The 15211-nt window shown below is 72.0% G+C and carries 14 protein-coding genes; 4 read left to right on the plus strand and 10 right to left on the minus strand.

Annotated features, from left to right (window positions below):
- Window positions 1-30: 30 nt before the first annotated feature.
- From ACQP2O_RS40510 to ACQP2O_RS40520, 3 genes are read right to left on the minus strand one after another with little or no spacing between them, the layout of a single operon-like run.
- Window positions 31-420, minus strand: coding sequence for a PPOX class F420-dependent oxidoreductase (locus ACQP2O_RS40510; protein ID WP_433174495.1), 390 nt, complete (start codon window positions 418-420; stop codon window positions 31-33).
- A gap of 17 nt (window positions 421-437) precedes the next feature.
- Entirely contained in the window at window positions 438-1709 is a 1272-nt protein-coding gene (locus tag ACQP2O_RS40515) for an erythromycin esterase family protein (protein ID WP_433174496.1), read from the minus strand.
- 55 nt (window positions 1710-1764) lie between these two features.
- Complete coding sequence (locus ACQP2O_RS40520) at window positions 1765-2412, minus strand: CatB-related O-acetyltransferase (RefSeq protein WP_433191314.1); 648 nt, start codon at window positions 2410-2412, stop codon at window positions 1765-1767.
- Between the two features lie 480 nt (window positions 2413-2892).
- On the opposite strand from ACQP2O_RS40520, the gene ACQP2O_RS40525 reads away from it, so the two are divergent.
- Window positions 2893-3450, plus strand: coding sequence for a TetR/AcrR family transcriptional regulator (locus ACQP2O_RS40525; RefSeq protein WP_433174497.1), 558 nt, complete (start codon window positions 2893-2895; stop codon window positions 3448-3450).
- Between the two features lie 177 nt (window positions 3451-3627).
- On the opposite strand, the gene ACQP2O_RS40530 is transcribed toward ACQP2O_RS40525, so the two are convergent.
- Entirely contained in the window at window positions 3628-4968 is a 1341-nt protein-coding gene (locus tag ACQP2O_RS40530; RefSeq protein ID WP_433174498.1) for an MFS transporter, read from the minus strand.
- Between the two features lie 23 nt (window positions 4969-4991).
- Here ACQP2O_RS40530 and ACQP2O_RS40535 point away from each other — a divergent pair, with 23 nt between their 5' ends.
- The 3 genes from ACQP2O_RS40535 (at window position 4992) to ACQP2O_RS40545 (ending at window position 7672) form a co-directional block, all read left to right on the plus strand.
- Entirely contained in the window at window positions 4992-5942 is a 951-nt protein-coding gene (locus ACQP2O_RS40535; protein ID WP_433174499.1) for a LysR family transcriptional regulator, read from the plus strand.
- 230 nt (window positions 5943-6172) lie between these two features.
- Window positions 6173-6982: a polysaccharide deacetylase family protein gene (locus tag ACQP2O_RS40540; RefSeq protein WP_433174500.1), complete on the plus strand. Its 810-nt coding sequence runs from the start codon at window positions 6173-6175 to the stop codon at window positions 6980-6982.
- Window positions 6983-7072: 90 nt separating this feature from the next.
- Window positions 7073-7672 carry a hypothetical protein gene (locus tag ACQP2O_RS40545; protein ID WP_433174501.1) on the plus strand — a complete coding sequence of 200 codons (600 nt, stop codon included), beginning with the start codon at window positions 7073-7075 and terminating at the stop codon, window positions 7670-7672.
- Between the two features lie 50 nt (window positions 7673-7722).
- Here ACQP2O_RS40545 and ACQP2O_RS40550 read toward each other — a convergent pair whose 3' ends face one another.
- The 6 genes from ACQP2O_RS40550 to ACQP2O_RS40575 form a co-directional block, all read right to left on the minus strand.
- Window positions 7723-8988 (minus strand): glutamate-5-semialdehyde dehydrogenase, encoded by a 1266-nt coding sequence (locus ACQP2O_RS40550; RefSeq protein WP_433174502.1) that lies wholly within the window; start codon window positions 8986-8988, stop codon window positions 7723-7725.
- Between the two features lie 28 nt (window positions 8989-9016).
- Entirely contained in the window at window positions 9017-10147 is a 1131-nt protein-coding gene (gene proB, locus ACQP2O_RS40555; protein ID WP_433174503.1) for a glutamate 5-kinase, read from the minus strand.
- Between the two features lie 4 nt (window positions 10148-10151).
- A complete protein-coding gene (gene obgE / locus ACQP2O_RS40560) occupies window positions 10152-11582 on the minus strand; it encodes a GTPase ObgE (RefSeq protein ID WP_433174504.1) in 1431 nt (476 codons plus the stop codon).
- 84 nt (window positions 11583-11666) lie between these two features.
- Window positions 11667-11924 carry a 50S ribosomal protein L27 gene (gene rpmA, locus ACQP2O_RS40565; protein WP_345442704.1) on the minus strand — a complete coding sequence of 86 codons (258 nt, stop codon included), beginning with the start codon at window positions 11922-11924 and terminating at the stop codon, window positions 11667-11669.
- Window positions 11925-11933: 9 nt separating this feature from the next.
- On the minus strand, window positions 11934-12248 hold the full coding sequence (gene rplU / locus ACQP2O_RS40570; protein WP_433174505.1) for a 50S ribosomal protein L21: 315 nt from the start codon (window positions 12246-12248) through the stop codon (window positions 11934-11936).
- Between the two features lie 207 nt (window positions 12249-12455).
- Window positions 12456-15182: an Rne/Rng family ribonuclease gene (locus ACQP2O_RS40575; RefSeq protein WP_433174506.1), complete on the minus strand. Its 2727-nt coding sequence runs from the start codon at window positions 15180-15182 to the stop codon at window positions 12456-12458.
- Window positions 15183-15211 lie beyond the last annotated feature (29 nt).

Consider the following 15211-nt stretch of genomic DNA (forward strand, 5'->3'; position numbering starts at 1 on the left):
ATCCACGATCGCTCCGCGGCCTTCGCGTTCTCACACCGTACGGCTCGCCCGCGGCCCGTCGAGATTCCACGAGACGATCTTGATGGGTGTGATCCTGATCATCTCTCGGGACATGCCGGGCACGGGCGGCTCCTGGTCGGTCAGCGCCACTGCCTCGCCCCGGATCTCAATGCCCCGGGGCGCCCAGGGATCGATCGTCGCCAGGTCGTCCACAACGAACGCGACCGTGCTGCCCTGCTGGACGTTCCGGAACTTCTTCGACCTGCCCATCGCGCCCCCGCCGATGAAAATCGTGCCGGTGCCGGCGTCGAGGTAGAAATTGGTCGGGTTGTTCTGCACCTGCCCGTCGGGCGACACGGTGGCCAGCCGCCCGATGTGCTGGGTGGCCAGGTAGTCGAGTTCGGCCTGGGTGAAGGTCATATCTGGCGGTCCTTCCGTTAGATGTCGTCGGACACGGTAGAGGTCGAGGTGCTGAGGATGCCGTCGAACGCGTCGAGGACGGGGGTATGCACGTAGGCGCTCTGTATCCGGATGCGGTCGGGGCCGGGGGCCTCCAGCAGGCGTGCCTGCCGGAGATCGGCGACGCTGAGCCCGAGGTCGGCCTCGGCGAAGGCGGCTTCGACACTTCCCGGCTCGGGCGGCTGCAGCGGGGTGTCGTCGATGGCGAAACCGAAGCGCGCCTTCTCGTCGGGGCGCATGTCGGCCGTGTGCCCGTTGACGCTCGTCAGGCCGAGGGCGAAGTACTCGTCGCCGAGAGCGCTGTGCAGGTGCTGTCCCATCGGCAGCCCCGCGAGGTGACCGTTGAACGAGACCGACGTTCTCTGGATGTGGGCGTTGTGGGCCGCCAGCACGATGCGGGTCCCGGGTTCGAAGCGCTCCAGGTGCCACCGGACCGACCCGGCCATGTAGACGTCCCGGGCCGAGGTGTCGGCGGTCAGGCCGCTTCCGGCGAAAAGGTCGGCCATGGCGCGGAAGCCGTAGTCCGCGTGGCAGGCGGCTTCGAGGCGACGCAGGGCGATGTCGTAGCCGCGCTGGTCACCGCGGGAGACGTACAGCAGTTCGACGGCGCGGAACCGGATGAGCAGGCGCATCAGGACCGCGCTGAGGGCGTCCTGTTCGGCGGTGGTCAGGCGGGTCCAGGCCGGTGCGGCCGAGGCCGCGGAGGCGCCGGCGAACGATTCGGCGATCCGCATCGCCGTCTGGACCGCCGGCAGGGTTTCGGGGTCGATCTCGCGCAGGTAGTCGGCGACGGGGGCCAGGGCGGGCAGCAGGGATCCGCCGGCCGCCGGGATATCGATCCCGGCGAAACGCACCGGCTTCGAGGCCGTGGCGTTGTGCCGGCGCATCCAGCGCAGCGACTCATCGACCCCCACGGGGATCGCCGCGGCGAGATGGGCCGACAGATCATCATCGGTCCCCTCCCCCTGGGCCCAGGCATCGAGGGGGAAGCCTTCGCTGAAGCCGTATTCGAAGGCCAGAACGGTGAAACCGCAGCGTTCGACCAGGTACCGCAGGATGCGCCGGCGCATGAGTGAGAACTCGGTGATGAAGTGGGAGTTCTCCCCGATCGCGACCACGCGGGCGTCGCCGATGACGTCGCGCAGCGGCTCCAGGTCATCGAGCGGCGCCTCAGGGTCGAGGTGGGTGAGCGGGACGGCATGGCCGTTGAGCCAGCCGGCGAACGGGTTGTGGTCGGACGAAGCAGGCATGCTGACAGCCCGATTCCCGGGTGCTGGAACGGTGAAGTGCTGGAACGCGAGTGGATCACCGGAGCGGGGGCGTCGCGTTCTCCAGGTCGTCGATGCTGCCGGACATGATCGTGCGGATGTGCTCGGTGATGTGCTGGAGCGGCCAGTCCCACCAGGCCAGGGCCAGGAGGCGGTCGATGTCCGCGTCGCTGTAGCGGCGGCGGATGAGCCTGGCCGGGTTGCCGCCGACGATGCCGTAGTCGGGGACGTCGTCGACGACGACGGAACCGGACGCGATGATCGCTCCGTGACCGATGCGGACGCCGGACATCACGACGGCCTGGTAGCCGAGCCAGACGTCGTTGCCGACCACGGTGTCGCCCCGTCCGGGCAGTTTTGTGATGAGATCGAAGTGCTCGGCCCAGGAACCACCCATGATCGGAAACGGGAACGTCGAGGGGCCGTCCATGCGATGGTTGGCGCCGTTCATGATGAATCGCACGCCTTCCGCCAGCGCACAGAACTTCCCGATGACCAGCTTTTCCGGCCCGTAGTGGTAGAGCACGTTACGGGTCTCGAAGGCGGTCGGGTCATCCGGATCGTCGTAATAGGAGAACTCCCCGACCTCGATCAGCGGCGAGGTGATCAGCGGCTTCAGCAGCACCACACGCGGCTGCTCGGGCATGGGATGCACCACGGTCGGGTCGGCGGGAAGCGCCGGCATCACGAATCGTTTCCTTTCCGAGAAGGTATTTGCGGGCTCGGAGAACGTCAGGCCTCGGCCGGGGACGCCGTTGTCACCCGCATCACAAGGTGGGCGCCCTGGTCGCGGTCGAGCAGGCCGAGGGACAGCAGCCGTTCGGTGTACTCGGCGGCCTCCCCGCCCACCCCGGGCAAAGGCGGTCGGCCGGGTCTCCCGGGTTACGGCTCTTGTGGGAGATGGCCGATCCCGTCGCGGCGGGTGACGCTGCCGAGGGCGACCTCTCCGATCAGGAGGACCGCACGACCGGGCGAACGCTTCGGAAAAGCATCGATGACTCCACTAGTGCGACATCTGCTGCATTAAGATACTGCCACGACGCCGTCCCACCGAGCAACCGGACCACCAGCGATGACTCCTTCAGCACCACGACCAGAGGACACCCGGTCCGCGCCACCGCCTCGGCGCCGGCCCGGCGGCCGTACCGCCCGTATCCGTACGCAGGTGCTCGACGCGGTCCTCGCGGAGCTCGGAGAGCGCGGCTATGACGGGCTCACCATGGACGCCGTCGCCGCCCGCGCCGACGTGAATCGCGCGACGGTTTACCGGCGCTGGGGAGACGTCGGCGGCCTGCTCGCCGACGTCCTCAACGCGGCGAGCGACGACGCCTGGCAGCCCCCGGACACCGGCTCCCTGAGAGGCGACCTGGCGGCGCTCAACGATGAGATCCAGGACGCACTGACCGCAGAGCCGCCGATCGTCGCAGCCCTGATCGCCGCCTCATTCCGCTCCGAGAAGGCCGCCCAGGCCCAACAGCGGCTCTGGGAAGACCGGTACGCGCGCTGCGAGATCGTCGTCAGCCGAGCCGTCGGGCGCGGCGAACTCCCGCCGAACACCGACGCTCGGCGGCTGCTCATCGCCGCCACCGCGCCCCTCTACCACCACCTGGTGCTTCTCCGTACACCACCCGACCCGCACCTGCCCGACCACGCGGCCAGAACCGCCGCCCTCGCCGCATCCGCCGGCGCCTTCGCCGAACCCCCGTCAGCAGGCGACACCTGACGGGCCCCATCCCCCCGACGCCGGAGGACCGTGACGCACCGGCTGCGGAGCTGCGACCTGGGGCATCCTCGAGGGCCGACACCGACACTTCCAGGACACCGCACGTCGGCGTACGAGGGCCGCCGCGTCCCGCAGGCCCCTGCAATCGGCCTCGCCGTCACTTTGCCGCCGTTCTGGTCACGGTGCCGTTGTCGTTGACGGAGCGATGACCGGTTCGTCGGTCTTGGCGGGGCAACACCGACGTCGATCTGGCCGATCGATCCGGCCGCCGATGGCCAGGATGAGGCCCGCGACCAGGCAGAGGGCCGCCGCCACGGCGAACGCCGTCCCGGCCGCGAGCCCGCCCATCACGGCCACGCCGAGCGTGGCGCCGACCTGGCGTACCGCGTTCAGCAGGCCGCTCGCCACGCCGGCCGCGCCCTCGGGCGCCGCCTGGACGACTCCGGTGACCAGGGCGGGCAGGGAGAAGGACACGCCGAAGCCGATCAGGAGCATGCCCAGCCACGGCACCGGGGTGGCGGCAAGGCAGCCGAGGGTCAGCAGCGTCAGTCCGGCCAGAACCGGCGGGCGCGGCCCGTACCGTGCCACCAGCCGGCCGGTGACCAGCGGGTTGAACGCGGTCGGCAGCGTCAGCGGCAGGAACGCCAGGCCCGTGGCCACCGGTCCCAGATGACGCTGCAAGGACAGCGTCAGCACGAACAGGCCGCCCGACAGCGCGAAGTTCACCGCCGCACCGGCGATCAGGCCACGCCGCACGCCCGGCTCGGCGATCACCGCGCCCGGGACGGCCGGGGCCGCGCTGCGCCGCTCCACGACGACCATGACCATGGCGAGGACGGCCGCCGCGATCGCCGAGACGACGCGCCGGTCGACGACGGCGTCGGTGAGCACCGCCAGGAAGGCACAGGCCATGAGCTGCGCCCACCAGTCGATGGCCCGTCCGGTCGCGGGCACCCGGATGTCGCGGACGAGCACGAGGCTGAGCAGCGCCACCGGGACGTTCACGAGGAACACCGCCCGCCAGCCACCGGCGGACACCAGCAGCCCGCCCGCGACCGGACCGGCCGCCAGCGCGCAGCCGGTGATCGCCGCCCAGGTGCCGAGGGCACGACCGCGCTCGGCCGGAACGGGGTACAGCCGGGTGATGATCGCCAGTGAGCTCGGCAGGCACAACGCGCCCGCCGCGCCGAGCACGGCGCGCAGGACGACGAGGACGGCCAGGTTCGGCGCCGCCGCGCTGAGCAGGGACACCAGGCCGAAGGCTACGACGCCCGCGGCGAAGACCCGGTGCGCGCCGAACCGGTCCGACACCGCGCCGGCGGTCGGCAGCAGCGCGGCGAACGTCACCGTGTAGCCGGTGACCGCCCACTGCAGCCCGGCGACCCCGCCACCGAGCGAGGCGCGCAGGTCCGGCAGGGCGACGGTCAGGACGGTGGTGTCCAGCAGGACCATGAAATAGCCGAGCGACAGGCCGAACAGCCGGCTCGCCCGGGACATCGTGACGGTTTCGGAAACCATGTGCGACTCCAGGAGAGAATGGGATGCGCCCCACCCTCACGTCGCCCGCCCGTCTCCTCCACCGGCGACGGCGAACCCCTCATTCGGCGAAACCGAAAGGCCAGGTCAGCGTGGAACTCCGGCAGTTGCGCACCTTCCTCGCCGTCGCCGCCGAAGGGACGGTCACCGACGGGGCGATCGCGGTCGAGCTCGCGCCCTCCTCGGTCTCGGAGCAGGTACGGGCGCTGGAGCGGTCGCTCGGCGTCGCCCTGTTCGACCGGACGCCGGAGGGCATGCGTCTCACCGAGGCCGGGCGGCGGATGACGGTCTGGGCCCGGCGGCTCCTCGACCAGGCGGACCAGGCGCGGCGCGAGGTGACCGGCCGGCCGCCCGTCGTACGGCTCGGGGCCCTGGAGACCCTCGCGGCCACACTCGTCCCCGGCATCGTCGCCCGGCTCGCGGCCCGCCGCCCGGACCTGGGCGTCGAGGTCGCGCCGCTCAACCGCCGGGAGATCCTCACCGGCATCGACGCGGGGTCCCTCGACGCCGGACTACTCCTGGACAGCGGGCCGGCCCTGGGCGACCTCGGATTCGACGCGCCCGCGCAGCTGGACTTCCTCGACCTGGAGGAGGTGCCGCTGGCGTACGTCACCGCTCCCGGAACCTCCGATGAGCGGCTGCTGGTCACGCCTCCCGGCTGTTCGTTCCGTATGGTCGCCGACCGGGTGTTCGGCGTCGACGGCGAGCGCACCGAACTCGCCTCGGTCACCGTGATCCACGGATGGGCGCGCCGGGGCCTCGGCGCGGCCGTGCTGCCGGAGTTCGCCGTCGCCGAGGATCTCGCCTCCGGCATTCTCGTACGGCATCCGGTGGATACGCCGGACATCGCGCTACGCCTCGTCTGGCGGGCCGACCGCGAGGAGACCGTACGCGAGCTGCTGTACGCCGCGGCCGGTGCCGTACGGAACGGCGGACACGCGACGCCAGGCTCCTGACGGCGGACGCGCGACGCCAGGGTCCTCGTGACCGCGGACACGCCAGGCTCCTGGTGACCGCGGACACGCGCGACGCGCCGAGCCGGGGACGCCGATCGCCGCTGAGAGCCGCCCCGGTGGCCACATCCGGCGCTATTAGTTAAAAGGCGGAAAAACGCCCCACTGAGCGGTCCCCTTGATCCGCACACTTCACGGATTCGCCCCGTTGCTCGTGAAGTGAGGAACCCCCCATGCCCGAAGGAAGACCGGCCGCGCTCCGCCGGCCCGTCGCCCTGCTCGGAACCGCGATCGCCCTGCTCGCCACCGCCGTCGCCCCGACGCCCGCGCACGCCGCACCGTCCGCGCCGACGTCCGGCACCGCCCTGAGCGCGTCCGCGTCGACGGCCGGGACCGCGCGGGCCGTGTCGGCGGCGACCCCGCTCGCCCACGGCTCGGCGGCCCGCCCGGAGACCTACGGCGCGCCGGTTCGTCCCCGGCGGGCGAAGGTCGTCTACCTGAGCTTCGACGACGGGCCGAGCCCGTACACGCCGAAGGTGCTCAAGGTCCTCGCCAAGTACGGCGCCCGGGCCACCTTCTTCGAGCTCGGCCAGAACGTCACCCGTCGCCCGGGCCTGACCAGGAAGGTGGCCGCGCAGGGCGGGAGCGTGCAGAACCACACCTGGTCGCATCCCGACCTGACCAGGGTCTCGGCGAGCGTCTTCCGGTCCCAGGTCCGCCGGACCGACCGGGCGATCCGCGCGGCGACCGGCGTCACTCCGAGGTGCCTGCGCCCGCCGTACGGCGCGGTCAACCACACGGTCCGTGCCCGCGCGCGGGCCCTGCACAAGAAGGTCATCCTGTGGACCGTCGACCCGCAGGACTGGGCGCGTCCGGGCACGTCGGCGATCGTCCATCGGGTCCTCACCCACGTACACCCGGGCTCCGTCGTGCCGATGCACGACGGCGGCGGTAACCGCAGCCAGACCGTCGCGGCGCTGCCCGAGATCCTCAAGGCGCTGAAGGAGCGCGGCTACACCTTCCGGCTGATCGCCTGCGGCTGAGCCGCCGACCGGCGGCCGGAGCGGTCCCTCTACGCGATGCCGCAGAATGGCCGGATGGTCGAACAGCGAGAAGCACCCGCGGAGCTCGTAGTGGAGGTCGACCCGGAGGCGGTGGCCCGGACGCGCGCCATGCAGCTACGCCAGCGGCGCGTCAACGGCTGGATTGAGGCGATCGGGGGCGGCATCATCATCGGCCTCGCGGTCGCCACCATCTTCCTGGCCGGGTTCTCGCAAGCCTGGACGCTGGTGGGAATGGGCATCACGGGACTGATCCTCGCCGGTGACGCCCCGAAAAACTTCGCCGCCAGGCGACGGATGGCGGCGACCTGGGGAGCGATCGGCGTGCCGCCGGAGGCGATGCGTCTTTCCCGGGAAGGGCTGCGCTGCCGTATCGACGCGGCGCCGCGCCCCTGCTTCCTCCCCTGGTCCTGCGTTGCGGCGGTCCATCTGAAGAACAGGTTCGTCCTCGCCGTCGAGCTCGCCCCCGGTGTAACCGCGACCACGCCCGGCGTATCCGGACTTGACCAGCCTGAGGTACGGCGCGTCGCGCACCGTCGCGGTCTCCGCTTCTACCTCCGCTTCCTCCGTCTTACGCCCGAGGAAATCGACCAGGCGCTCGCCGCGTTCACGGACGGCCGGGTGCGCGTGCAGGGACTCCGGCCCCTTTCAGGCGACCGCCAGAGCCTGTGAGGGCGGCCCTCACCCCGCAATAGCAGGGTGAAGGCCGTCCTCACCCTGATTCAGGCGCCCCTGAGGTGGCCGTCGCCGGTGACGACGTACTTCGTCGAGGTGAGCTCGGGCAGGCCCATCGGGCCGCGGGCGTGCAGTTTCTGGGTGGAGATGCCGATCTCCGCCCCGAACCCGAACTCCTCGCCATCGGTGAACCGCGTCGAGGCGTTGACCATGACGGCCGCCGAGTCGACGAGCGCCGTGAAACGGCGGGCGGCCGACTGGGAGGTCGTCACGATCGCCTCGGTGTGCGCCGAACCGTACCGGCGGATGTGCGCGACGGCGTCGTCGAGCGAGTCGACGACGGCGGCGGCGAGGTCGAGGGAGAGGTACTCGGTGCCCCAGTCCTCCTCGGTCGCCGGGGTGACGGTCGCGCCCTCACCGGCGTGCGCACGGACCGCGGCGTCGCCGTGTACGGTCACGCCCTTCTCCCCCAGCGCCCGCAGCGCGCGCGGCAGGAAGGCCTCGGCGATGTCGCGGTGCACGAGCACCGTCTCGGCGGCGTTGCACACCGACGGGCGCTGCGTCTTGGCGTTGACGAGGATGTCCACGGCCATGTCCAGGTCGGCGTCCGCGTCGACGTACACGTGGCAGTTGCCGGTGCCCGTCTCGATGACCGGCACCGTCGACTCCTCGACCACCGAGTTGATCAGCGAGGCCCCGCCCCGGGGGATGAGCACGTCGACCAGGCCACGGGCCCGCATCAGGTGCTTGACCGAGTCGCGGTCGCGGCCGGGCACCAGCTGGATCGCGTCGGCCGGCACCCGGTCGGCCAGCGCCGAGCGCATCACCTCGACCAGCGCGGTGTTGGACTCGTACGCCGAGGAGGAGCCGCGCAGCAGCACCGCGTTGCCGCTCTTGAGCGTGAGCGCGGCGGCGTCGACGGTGACGTTCGGCCGGCCCTCGTAGATGATGCCGACCACGCCGAGCGGGACCCGCACCTGCCGCAGCTCCAGGCCGTTCGGCAGCGTGTAGCCGCGTACGGACTCTCCCACCGGGTCGGGCAGCGACGCCACGTGGCGGACGGCCGCGGCGATGGCGGCGACCCGGTCGGCGGTCAGGCTGAGCCGGTCGATCATGTACTCGGACATGCCGTCCTCGCGGGCCCGGGCCACGTCGGCGGCGTTGGCCTCGACGATCTCCGCGGAGCGGGCCACGAGGGCGTCCGCGATGGCGTGCAGCGCGGCGTCCTTGACGGCGCGGGGCAGCGGGGCCAGCTCGGCGGCGGCCTGCCGGGCGCGCCGCGCCACCTCGAGAACCTGCTCCTGGGTGCCCATCTCTCCTCCTCCTGACCCTGAGTCGGCCTCAGGGCCGCCGGGCCGCCGCTTCCTCGGTGACCAGGACGACGAGGTCGTCCCGGTGAATGATCTCGCGTTCGTACTCCGGGCCGAGCTCCCGCGCCAGCCAGCGTGTCGACCTGCCCATCAGGTCGGGGATCTCCGCCGCGTCGTAGTTCACCAGGCCGCGGGCGACGACACGGCCCTCGTCGTCGCACATGTCGACGGGGTCGCCCGCGCTGAAGTCGCCCTCCACGCCGGTCACGCCGGCGGGCAGCAGGGACTTGCGGCGGCGGGCGACGGCCTCGACCGCTCCCGGGTCGAGGCGGAGCCGTCCCTGCCCGGTCGTGGCGTGCGCCAGCCAGAGCCTCCGGGTGGACGGCTGGACGCCGGCCGGGTGGAAGTACGTTCCGACGTTCTCCCCCGCCAGGGCCGCCCCGGCCGAGTCGGCGTTGGTCAGGACGACCGGGACACCTGCGATGCGGGCCGCCTCCACCTTGGTCACCATGCCGCCGGTGCCGACGCGTCCCGAGCCGCCCAGGCGTACGCCGTCCAGGTCGGCAGGCTCGCGGACGTCCTCGATCCGGCGGGCGCCCGGCTCGCGCGGATCGCCGGTGTAGAGCGCGTCCACGTCGGACAGCAGGATCAGCGCGTCCGCGCGGATGAGGTGCGCGACGAGGGCGGCGAGCCGGTCGTTGTCGCCGAAGCGAATCTCGTCGGTGGCGACGGTGTCGTTCTCGTTGACGATCGGCAGGAACCCGAACGCGAGGAGCTGTTCGAGGGTGCGCTGGGCGTTGCGGTGGTGCGAGCGGCGCATCATGTCGTCGGCGGTCAGCAGGACCTGCCCGACGCCCAGGCCGTACCGCGCGAACGACGTGGTGTACCGGGCGAACAGGAGCCCCTGCCCCACGCTCGCGGCGGCCTGCTGCAGCGCCAGGTCGCGCGGCCGGGCGGGCAGGCCCAGCGGCCCGAGCCCGGCGGCGATCGCGCCGGAGGAGACGAACACGACCTCGCGCCGGCCGTCGGCCCGCCGCCAGCCGGCGAGGACGTCGACGAGCGCGTCGATACGGGCACCGTCGATCGCGCCGTCCGGGGTCGTCAGCGACGACGACCCTGCCTTGACGACGATCCGCCGCGCGCGTATCACCGCCTCACGCACGACATCACCGGCCCTCCAGCCGCCGGTCGGTGCCGCGACGGCCGAGACCCTGCTCGGATCCGGCGAGCACCTCGGGCTCCCAGTCGAAGACGATCGACTCGTCCTCGGTGCCGATGTAGACGGTCGCCCCCGACTCGGCGCCGGCCTCGGCGAGGCGCTGCTCGACACCGAGGCGGGCGAGCCGGTCGGCGAGGTAGCCGACCGCCTCGTCGTTGGTGAAGTCGGTCTGCCGCAGCCAGCGCAGCGGCTTCTCGCCGGTGACGAGGTAGGTGTCGTCGCCGAGCGGGCGCACCTCGAAGTCGGCGCCGCCGACGGGCTCGGGCCGGATGACCAGCCGGGTCGGCTCCTCCACCGGCTGCGCGGCGCGGTGGGCCGTGACCATCTCGGCCATCGCGAAGCTCAGCTCGCGCAGGCCCTCGTGGGTCGCGGCCGACACCTCGAAGACCGTCAGGCCGCGCTTCTCGAACTCGGGACGGACCAGCTCGGCCAGGTCCCGCCCGTCGGGCACGTCGACCTTGTTGAGCACGACCAGGCGCGGGCGGTCGGACAGCGGCTCGTCGCCCAGGGAGTCGTACGCCTGGAGCTCGGCCTCGATCACCTCGAAGTCCGAGATCGGGTCGCGGCCCGGCTCCAGCGTGGCGCAGTCGAGGACGTGGACGAGCGTGGAGGCCCGCTCGATGTGGCGCAGGAACTGCAGGCCGAGACCCCGGCCCTCGCTGGCGCCCTCGATGAGTCCCGGGACGTCGGCGACGGTGTAGACGACCTCGCCCGCGCTGACGACGCCGAGGTTGGGGGTGAGTGTGGTGAAGGGGTAGTCGGCGATCTTCGGCTTGGCGGCCGAGATCGCCGCGATCAGCGACGACTTGCCCGCGCTGGGGAAGCCGACCAGTGCGACGTCCGCGACGGTCTTGAGCTCCAGCACGACCTCGAGCTCATCGCCCGGCTCGCCGAGGAGGGCGAATCCGGGCGCCTTGCGCTTGGCCGAGGCGAGGGCGGCGTTGCCCAGGCCGCCGTGGCCGCCCTGGGCGATGACGAAGCGGGTGCCGGCGCCGACGAGGTCGGCCAGCACGTCGCCGTCGATGGTCTTGACGACCGTGCCGTTCGGCACGGGCAGCACGAGGTCGCCGCCGTTGGCGCCGCTCTTGTTCGACCCCTGGCCCTGCTTGCCGCCGGTGGCCTTGCGGCTCGGCCGGTGGTGGTAGTCGAGCAGGCTCGCGGTGCTGGGATCGACCTCCAGGAGAACGTCGCCGCCGCGCCCGCCGTTGCCGCCGTCCGGCCCGCCGAGCGGCTTGAACTTCTCCCGGTGTACGGAGGCGCAGCCGTGCCCGCCGTTACCGGCTTGGACGTGCAGGACGACCCGGTCGATGAACTGCGCCCCCGGCGGCCCCGAATGACCGCGCAGCACCGGCGCCGGCGGCAGCGTCTCGTCCGGCATGTCCTCACCCTTCATCGAAAAAACGACGAGGGCGGACCGATCAACGGTCCGCCCTCGTCCTGAAAACCTGTCGCGTCGGCGGACCTACTCCGCCGGCGGGACGATGCTCACGGCGCGACGACCACGGTAACGGCGGAACTCGACCGCACCCGCGACCAGCGCGAACAGCGTGTCGTCGCCGCCACGGCCCACACCCGGACCCGGGTGGAAGTGGGTGCCGCGCTGCCGGACGATGATCTCGCCGGCGTTCACGAGCTGGCCGCCGAACCGCTTGACGCCAAGCCGCTGGGCATTGGAGTCGCGGCCGTTACGGCTGGACGAGGCGCCCTTCTTGTGTGCCATGTCTGCGACCTACTTTCCGGCCTTGATACCGGTGACCTTGACCTGGGTGTACGGCTGACGGTGACCCATGCGCCGCTTGTACCCGGTCTTGTTCCGGTAGTGCATGATGTTGATCTTCGGGCCCTTGGTCGCGCCAAGGATCTCGGCGGTGACCGTGTACTTGGCCACATCGCCGGGCGCGCTGACGACGTTGTCGCCGTCAACGACGAGCACGGCCGGCAGCGTCACCGTCGAGCCGACCTCACCGGCCACCTTGTCGACGGTGAGCACATCGTCGACGGCCACCTTCTCCTGCCTGCCGCCGCAACGGACGATCGCGTACACCGCGGAACCTTTCCTTTGCGTGCCTCGGGCACGACTAACCGAACAAGCTCATCTCGGAAGCTGCAGCCCGCTCCCACCGAATGCCGGGGGCCTCAGGCGCGCTAACAACGGCGCGGGAAAGCGCCGGATACCTAGAGTACCGGATCCTGCGGCCGAAGGTCGAACCGGCGCGATCCCGGCCGAAGGGCTACGGCCGGGATCCGCGCGTCAGTCCGCGGCTGCCTCCGACCGGGCCCGCGTGGACCGGCGGGTGCGCCGGCGGCGGCCGTTGGCCGACGGCTCGGTCTCGGATGCTTCCTGCCCGGCCTCCTCGGCCCCCGTGGCGGCCGGTTCGGCGGCTTCGGCGGACGACCCCCCGGCGGCGGTCCGCTCGGCCTCCACCGGACCGGAGGCGGCCTCGGTCGCCTCATCGGCCCCGGCGCTCACGGCCTCTCCGGCCTCGGCCTCGGACTTGGCGGCCTCGGCGCGGGCGACCCGGCGCTCGGCGCGGGCCAACTTCTCGTCGACGGCCTTCTCGACCTCGCCCTTGCGCTTCTTCCGGCGGCTCGACGTGCCGGCCTTGTCCGGCTTCGGCTCGACCGGCGACAGCGTGACGTGGATCCCCCGGCCGTTGCAGCACTCGCAGGGCTCGGAGAAGGACTCGATGAGCCCGCCGCCGACCCGCTTACGGGTCATCTGGACGAGGCCGAGCGAGGTCACCTCGGCGACCTGGTGCTTGGTGCGGTCCCGCGACAGGCACTCCAGCATCCGGCGCAGCACGAGCTCGCGGTTGCTCTCGAGCACCATGTCGATGAAGTCGACGACGATGATGCCGCCGATGTCACGCAGCCGCAGCTGGTGCACGATCTCCTCGGCGGCCTCGAGGTTGTTGCGGGTGACCGTCTCCTCGAGGTTGCCGCCCTGCCCGGTGAACTTGCCGGTGTTGACGTCGACGACGGTCATCGCCTCGGTGCGGTCGATCACCAGCGAACCGCCGCTCGGCAGCCACACCTTGCGCTCGAGGGCCTTGGCGATCTGCTCGTCGACCCGGAAGGAGCCGAAGACGTCGTCCTCGTCGGTCCACTTCTGCAGGCGGTCGGCCAGGTGCGGGGCGACGTAGCCGACGTACTCCTCGACCATGTCCCACGCGTCCTCGCCCTGGACGACGAGCTTGGTGAAGTCCTCGTTGAAGATGTCGCGGACCACGCGGATGGTCAGGTCCGGCTCGCCGTACAGCATCGCCGGCGCGGACGCGGTCTTCGACTGGCGCTTGATGTTCTCCCACTGGGCGGCCAGCCGGGAGACGTCGCGGGACAGCTCGTCCTCGGTGGCGCCCTCCGCCGCCGTGCGCACGATCACACCGGCGTTCTCGGGCATGACCTTCTTGAGGATCTGCTTGAGCCGCGAGCGCTCCTTGTCGGGCAGCTTGCGGCTGATGCCGGTCATCGAGCCGTCCGGGACGTACACCAGGTAACGGCCGGGCAGCGAGATCTGGCTGGTCAGCCGGGCGCCCTTGTGGCCGACGGGGTCCTTGGTGACCTGCACCAGCACCGACTGGCCGGACTTGAGCGCCGACTCGATGCGGCGCGGCTGGCCCTCCAGGCCCGCGAGGTCCCAGTTGACCTCACCGGCGTACAGGACGGCGTTGCGGCCCTTGCCGATGTCGACGAACGCCGCCTCCATCGACGGCAGGACGTTCTGGACCTTACCGAGGTAGACGTTGCCGATGTAGGACTGGTGGCTGGACCGGTCGACGTAGTGCTCGACCAGCACCTTGTCCTCGAGCACGCCGATCTGGGTGCGCTCGCCCTCCGAGCGGATGACCATGATCCGCTCCACCGACTCACGCCGGGCCAGGAACTCCGACTCGGTGACGATCGGCGGGCGGCGACGGCCCTGTTCGCGCCCCTCGCGGCGGCGCTGCTTCTTGGCCTCCAGGCGGGTCGAGCCCTTGACGGCCTGCACCTCGTCCTCGACGACGCGCGGCTCGCGGACCTCACGGACGTGCACGACGGTGTTGGGCGGGTCGTCGGGCGCGAGATCGTCGCCGTCAGCGCCGGAGCTGCGCCGACGCCGACGGCGCCGGCGGCGGGTGCTGCCCTCGGACTGCTCGTCGTCGGAGTCCTGCTCGGGCTCCTCGTCGGCCTGCCGCGACTCGCCCTCGGGCTCGTCCTCGGTCTCGGCCTTGCCGGTGGTCTCCTCGGTCTCCTGGCCGTCGCGGGTCTTGCCGCGTCCCCGGCCGCCACGGCGGCGGCGCCGGCGGCTGGACCGGTCGGTGCCGTCGTCCTCGTCGCCCTGCTCGTCCTCCGGCTCCTCGGGCGCCGGGGCCGGCTCGGCCTTCTCCTTCGGCTCGGCCTTGGCCTTCGCCTCGACCTTCGGCTGCGCCTCGGCGCGGGTCCGCGGAGCCGGCTTGGCGTCCTCCTCCAGCAGCTGCGGCGGCTGGAACACGACCATCGGCGGCTGGAACGCGGCCTCGGGAACCGGCGGCGGGCCCGCGGGCCGGGTCACCGGTGCCACGGTCGCCGACGGCTCGGGCTGCGGAACGGCCGACCGGGCCGCCGGAGACTCCGGCTGCGGGGCGGCGGGCGCCTCGGCCGCGGGCGGCTCGGCCGCGGGCGGCTCGGCGGCCGCCTCCGGCTCGGGCGGTGGCGCGGCCTTGCGGGTGGCGCGGCGCGTACGGGTCGGCTTGGTGGTCTTCTCGGCGCTCGCGGCGTCACCGGCGCTCGCCGTGGCGTCGCCCTCACCGGCCGGAGGCGTCGCGGCGGCCGCCGTCGTCACCTGGGCCGACGCGGGCCGCGTCACCGTACGCGGAGCGGTGTCCTCCTCCGGCTCCGGCGGAGGCCCCGCCGGTCGACTCGCGCGTCGCGGCCGGGACGTCCTCCCGGTCTGTTCGCCGGTTTCGATGTCGTTGTCCTCGGTGCCGCCGGTGGCGTCACCGAATTCCTTGTCAAGCATGCGGGCTGTCTCCCGTCAGGCTCCCGGGC

Source organism: Actinoallomurus sp. CA-150999 (assembly GCF_050942425.1).
GTDB lineage: Bacteria > Actinomycetota > Actinomycetes > Streptosporangiales > Streptosporangiaceae > Actinoallomurus.

Coding starts and splice junctions, on each gene's coding strand:
- ACQP2O_RS40510 (WP_433174495.1), bottom strand. CDS start 420: ATGACCTTCACCCAGGCCGAACTCGACTACCTGGCCACCCAGCACATC.
- ACQP2O_RS40515 (WP_433174496.1), bottom strand. CDS start 1,709: ATGCCTGCTTCGTCCGACCACAACCCGTTCGCCGGCTGGCTCAACGGC.
- ACQP2O_RS40520 (WP_433191314.1), bottom strand. CDS start 2,412: ATGCCGGCGCTTCCCGCCGACCCGACCGTGGTGCATCCCATGCCCGAG.
- ACQP2O_RS40530 (WP_433174498.1), bottom strand. CDS start 4,968: ATGGTTTCCGAAACCGTCACGATGTCCCGGGCGAGCCGGCTGTTCGGC.
- ACQP2O_RS40535 (WP_433174499.1), top strand. CDS start 4,992: ATGCGCCCCACCCTCACGTCGCCCGCCCGTCTCCTCCACCGGCGACGG.
- ACQP2O_RS40540 (WP_433174500.1), top strand. CDS start 6,173: ATGCCCGAAGGAAGACCGGCCGCGCTCCGCCGGCCCGTCGCCCTGCTC.
- ACQP2O_RS40550 (WP_433174502.1), bottom strand. CDS start 8,988: ATGGGCACCCAGGAGCAGGTTCTCGAGGTGGCGCGGCGCGCCCGGCAG.
- obgE (WP_433174504.1), bottom strand. CDS start 11,582: ATGCCGGACGAGACGCTGCCGCCGGCGCCGGTGCTGCGCGGTCATTCG.
- rpmA (WP_345442704.1), bottom strand. CDS start 11,924: ATGGCACACAAGAAGGGCGCCTCGTCCAGCCGTAACGGCCGCGACTCC.
- ACQP2O_RS40575 (WP_433174506.1), bottom strand. CDS start 15,182: ATGCTTGACAAGGAATTCGGTGACGCCACCGGCGGCACCGAGGACAAC.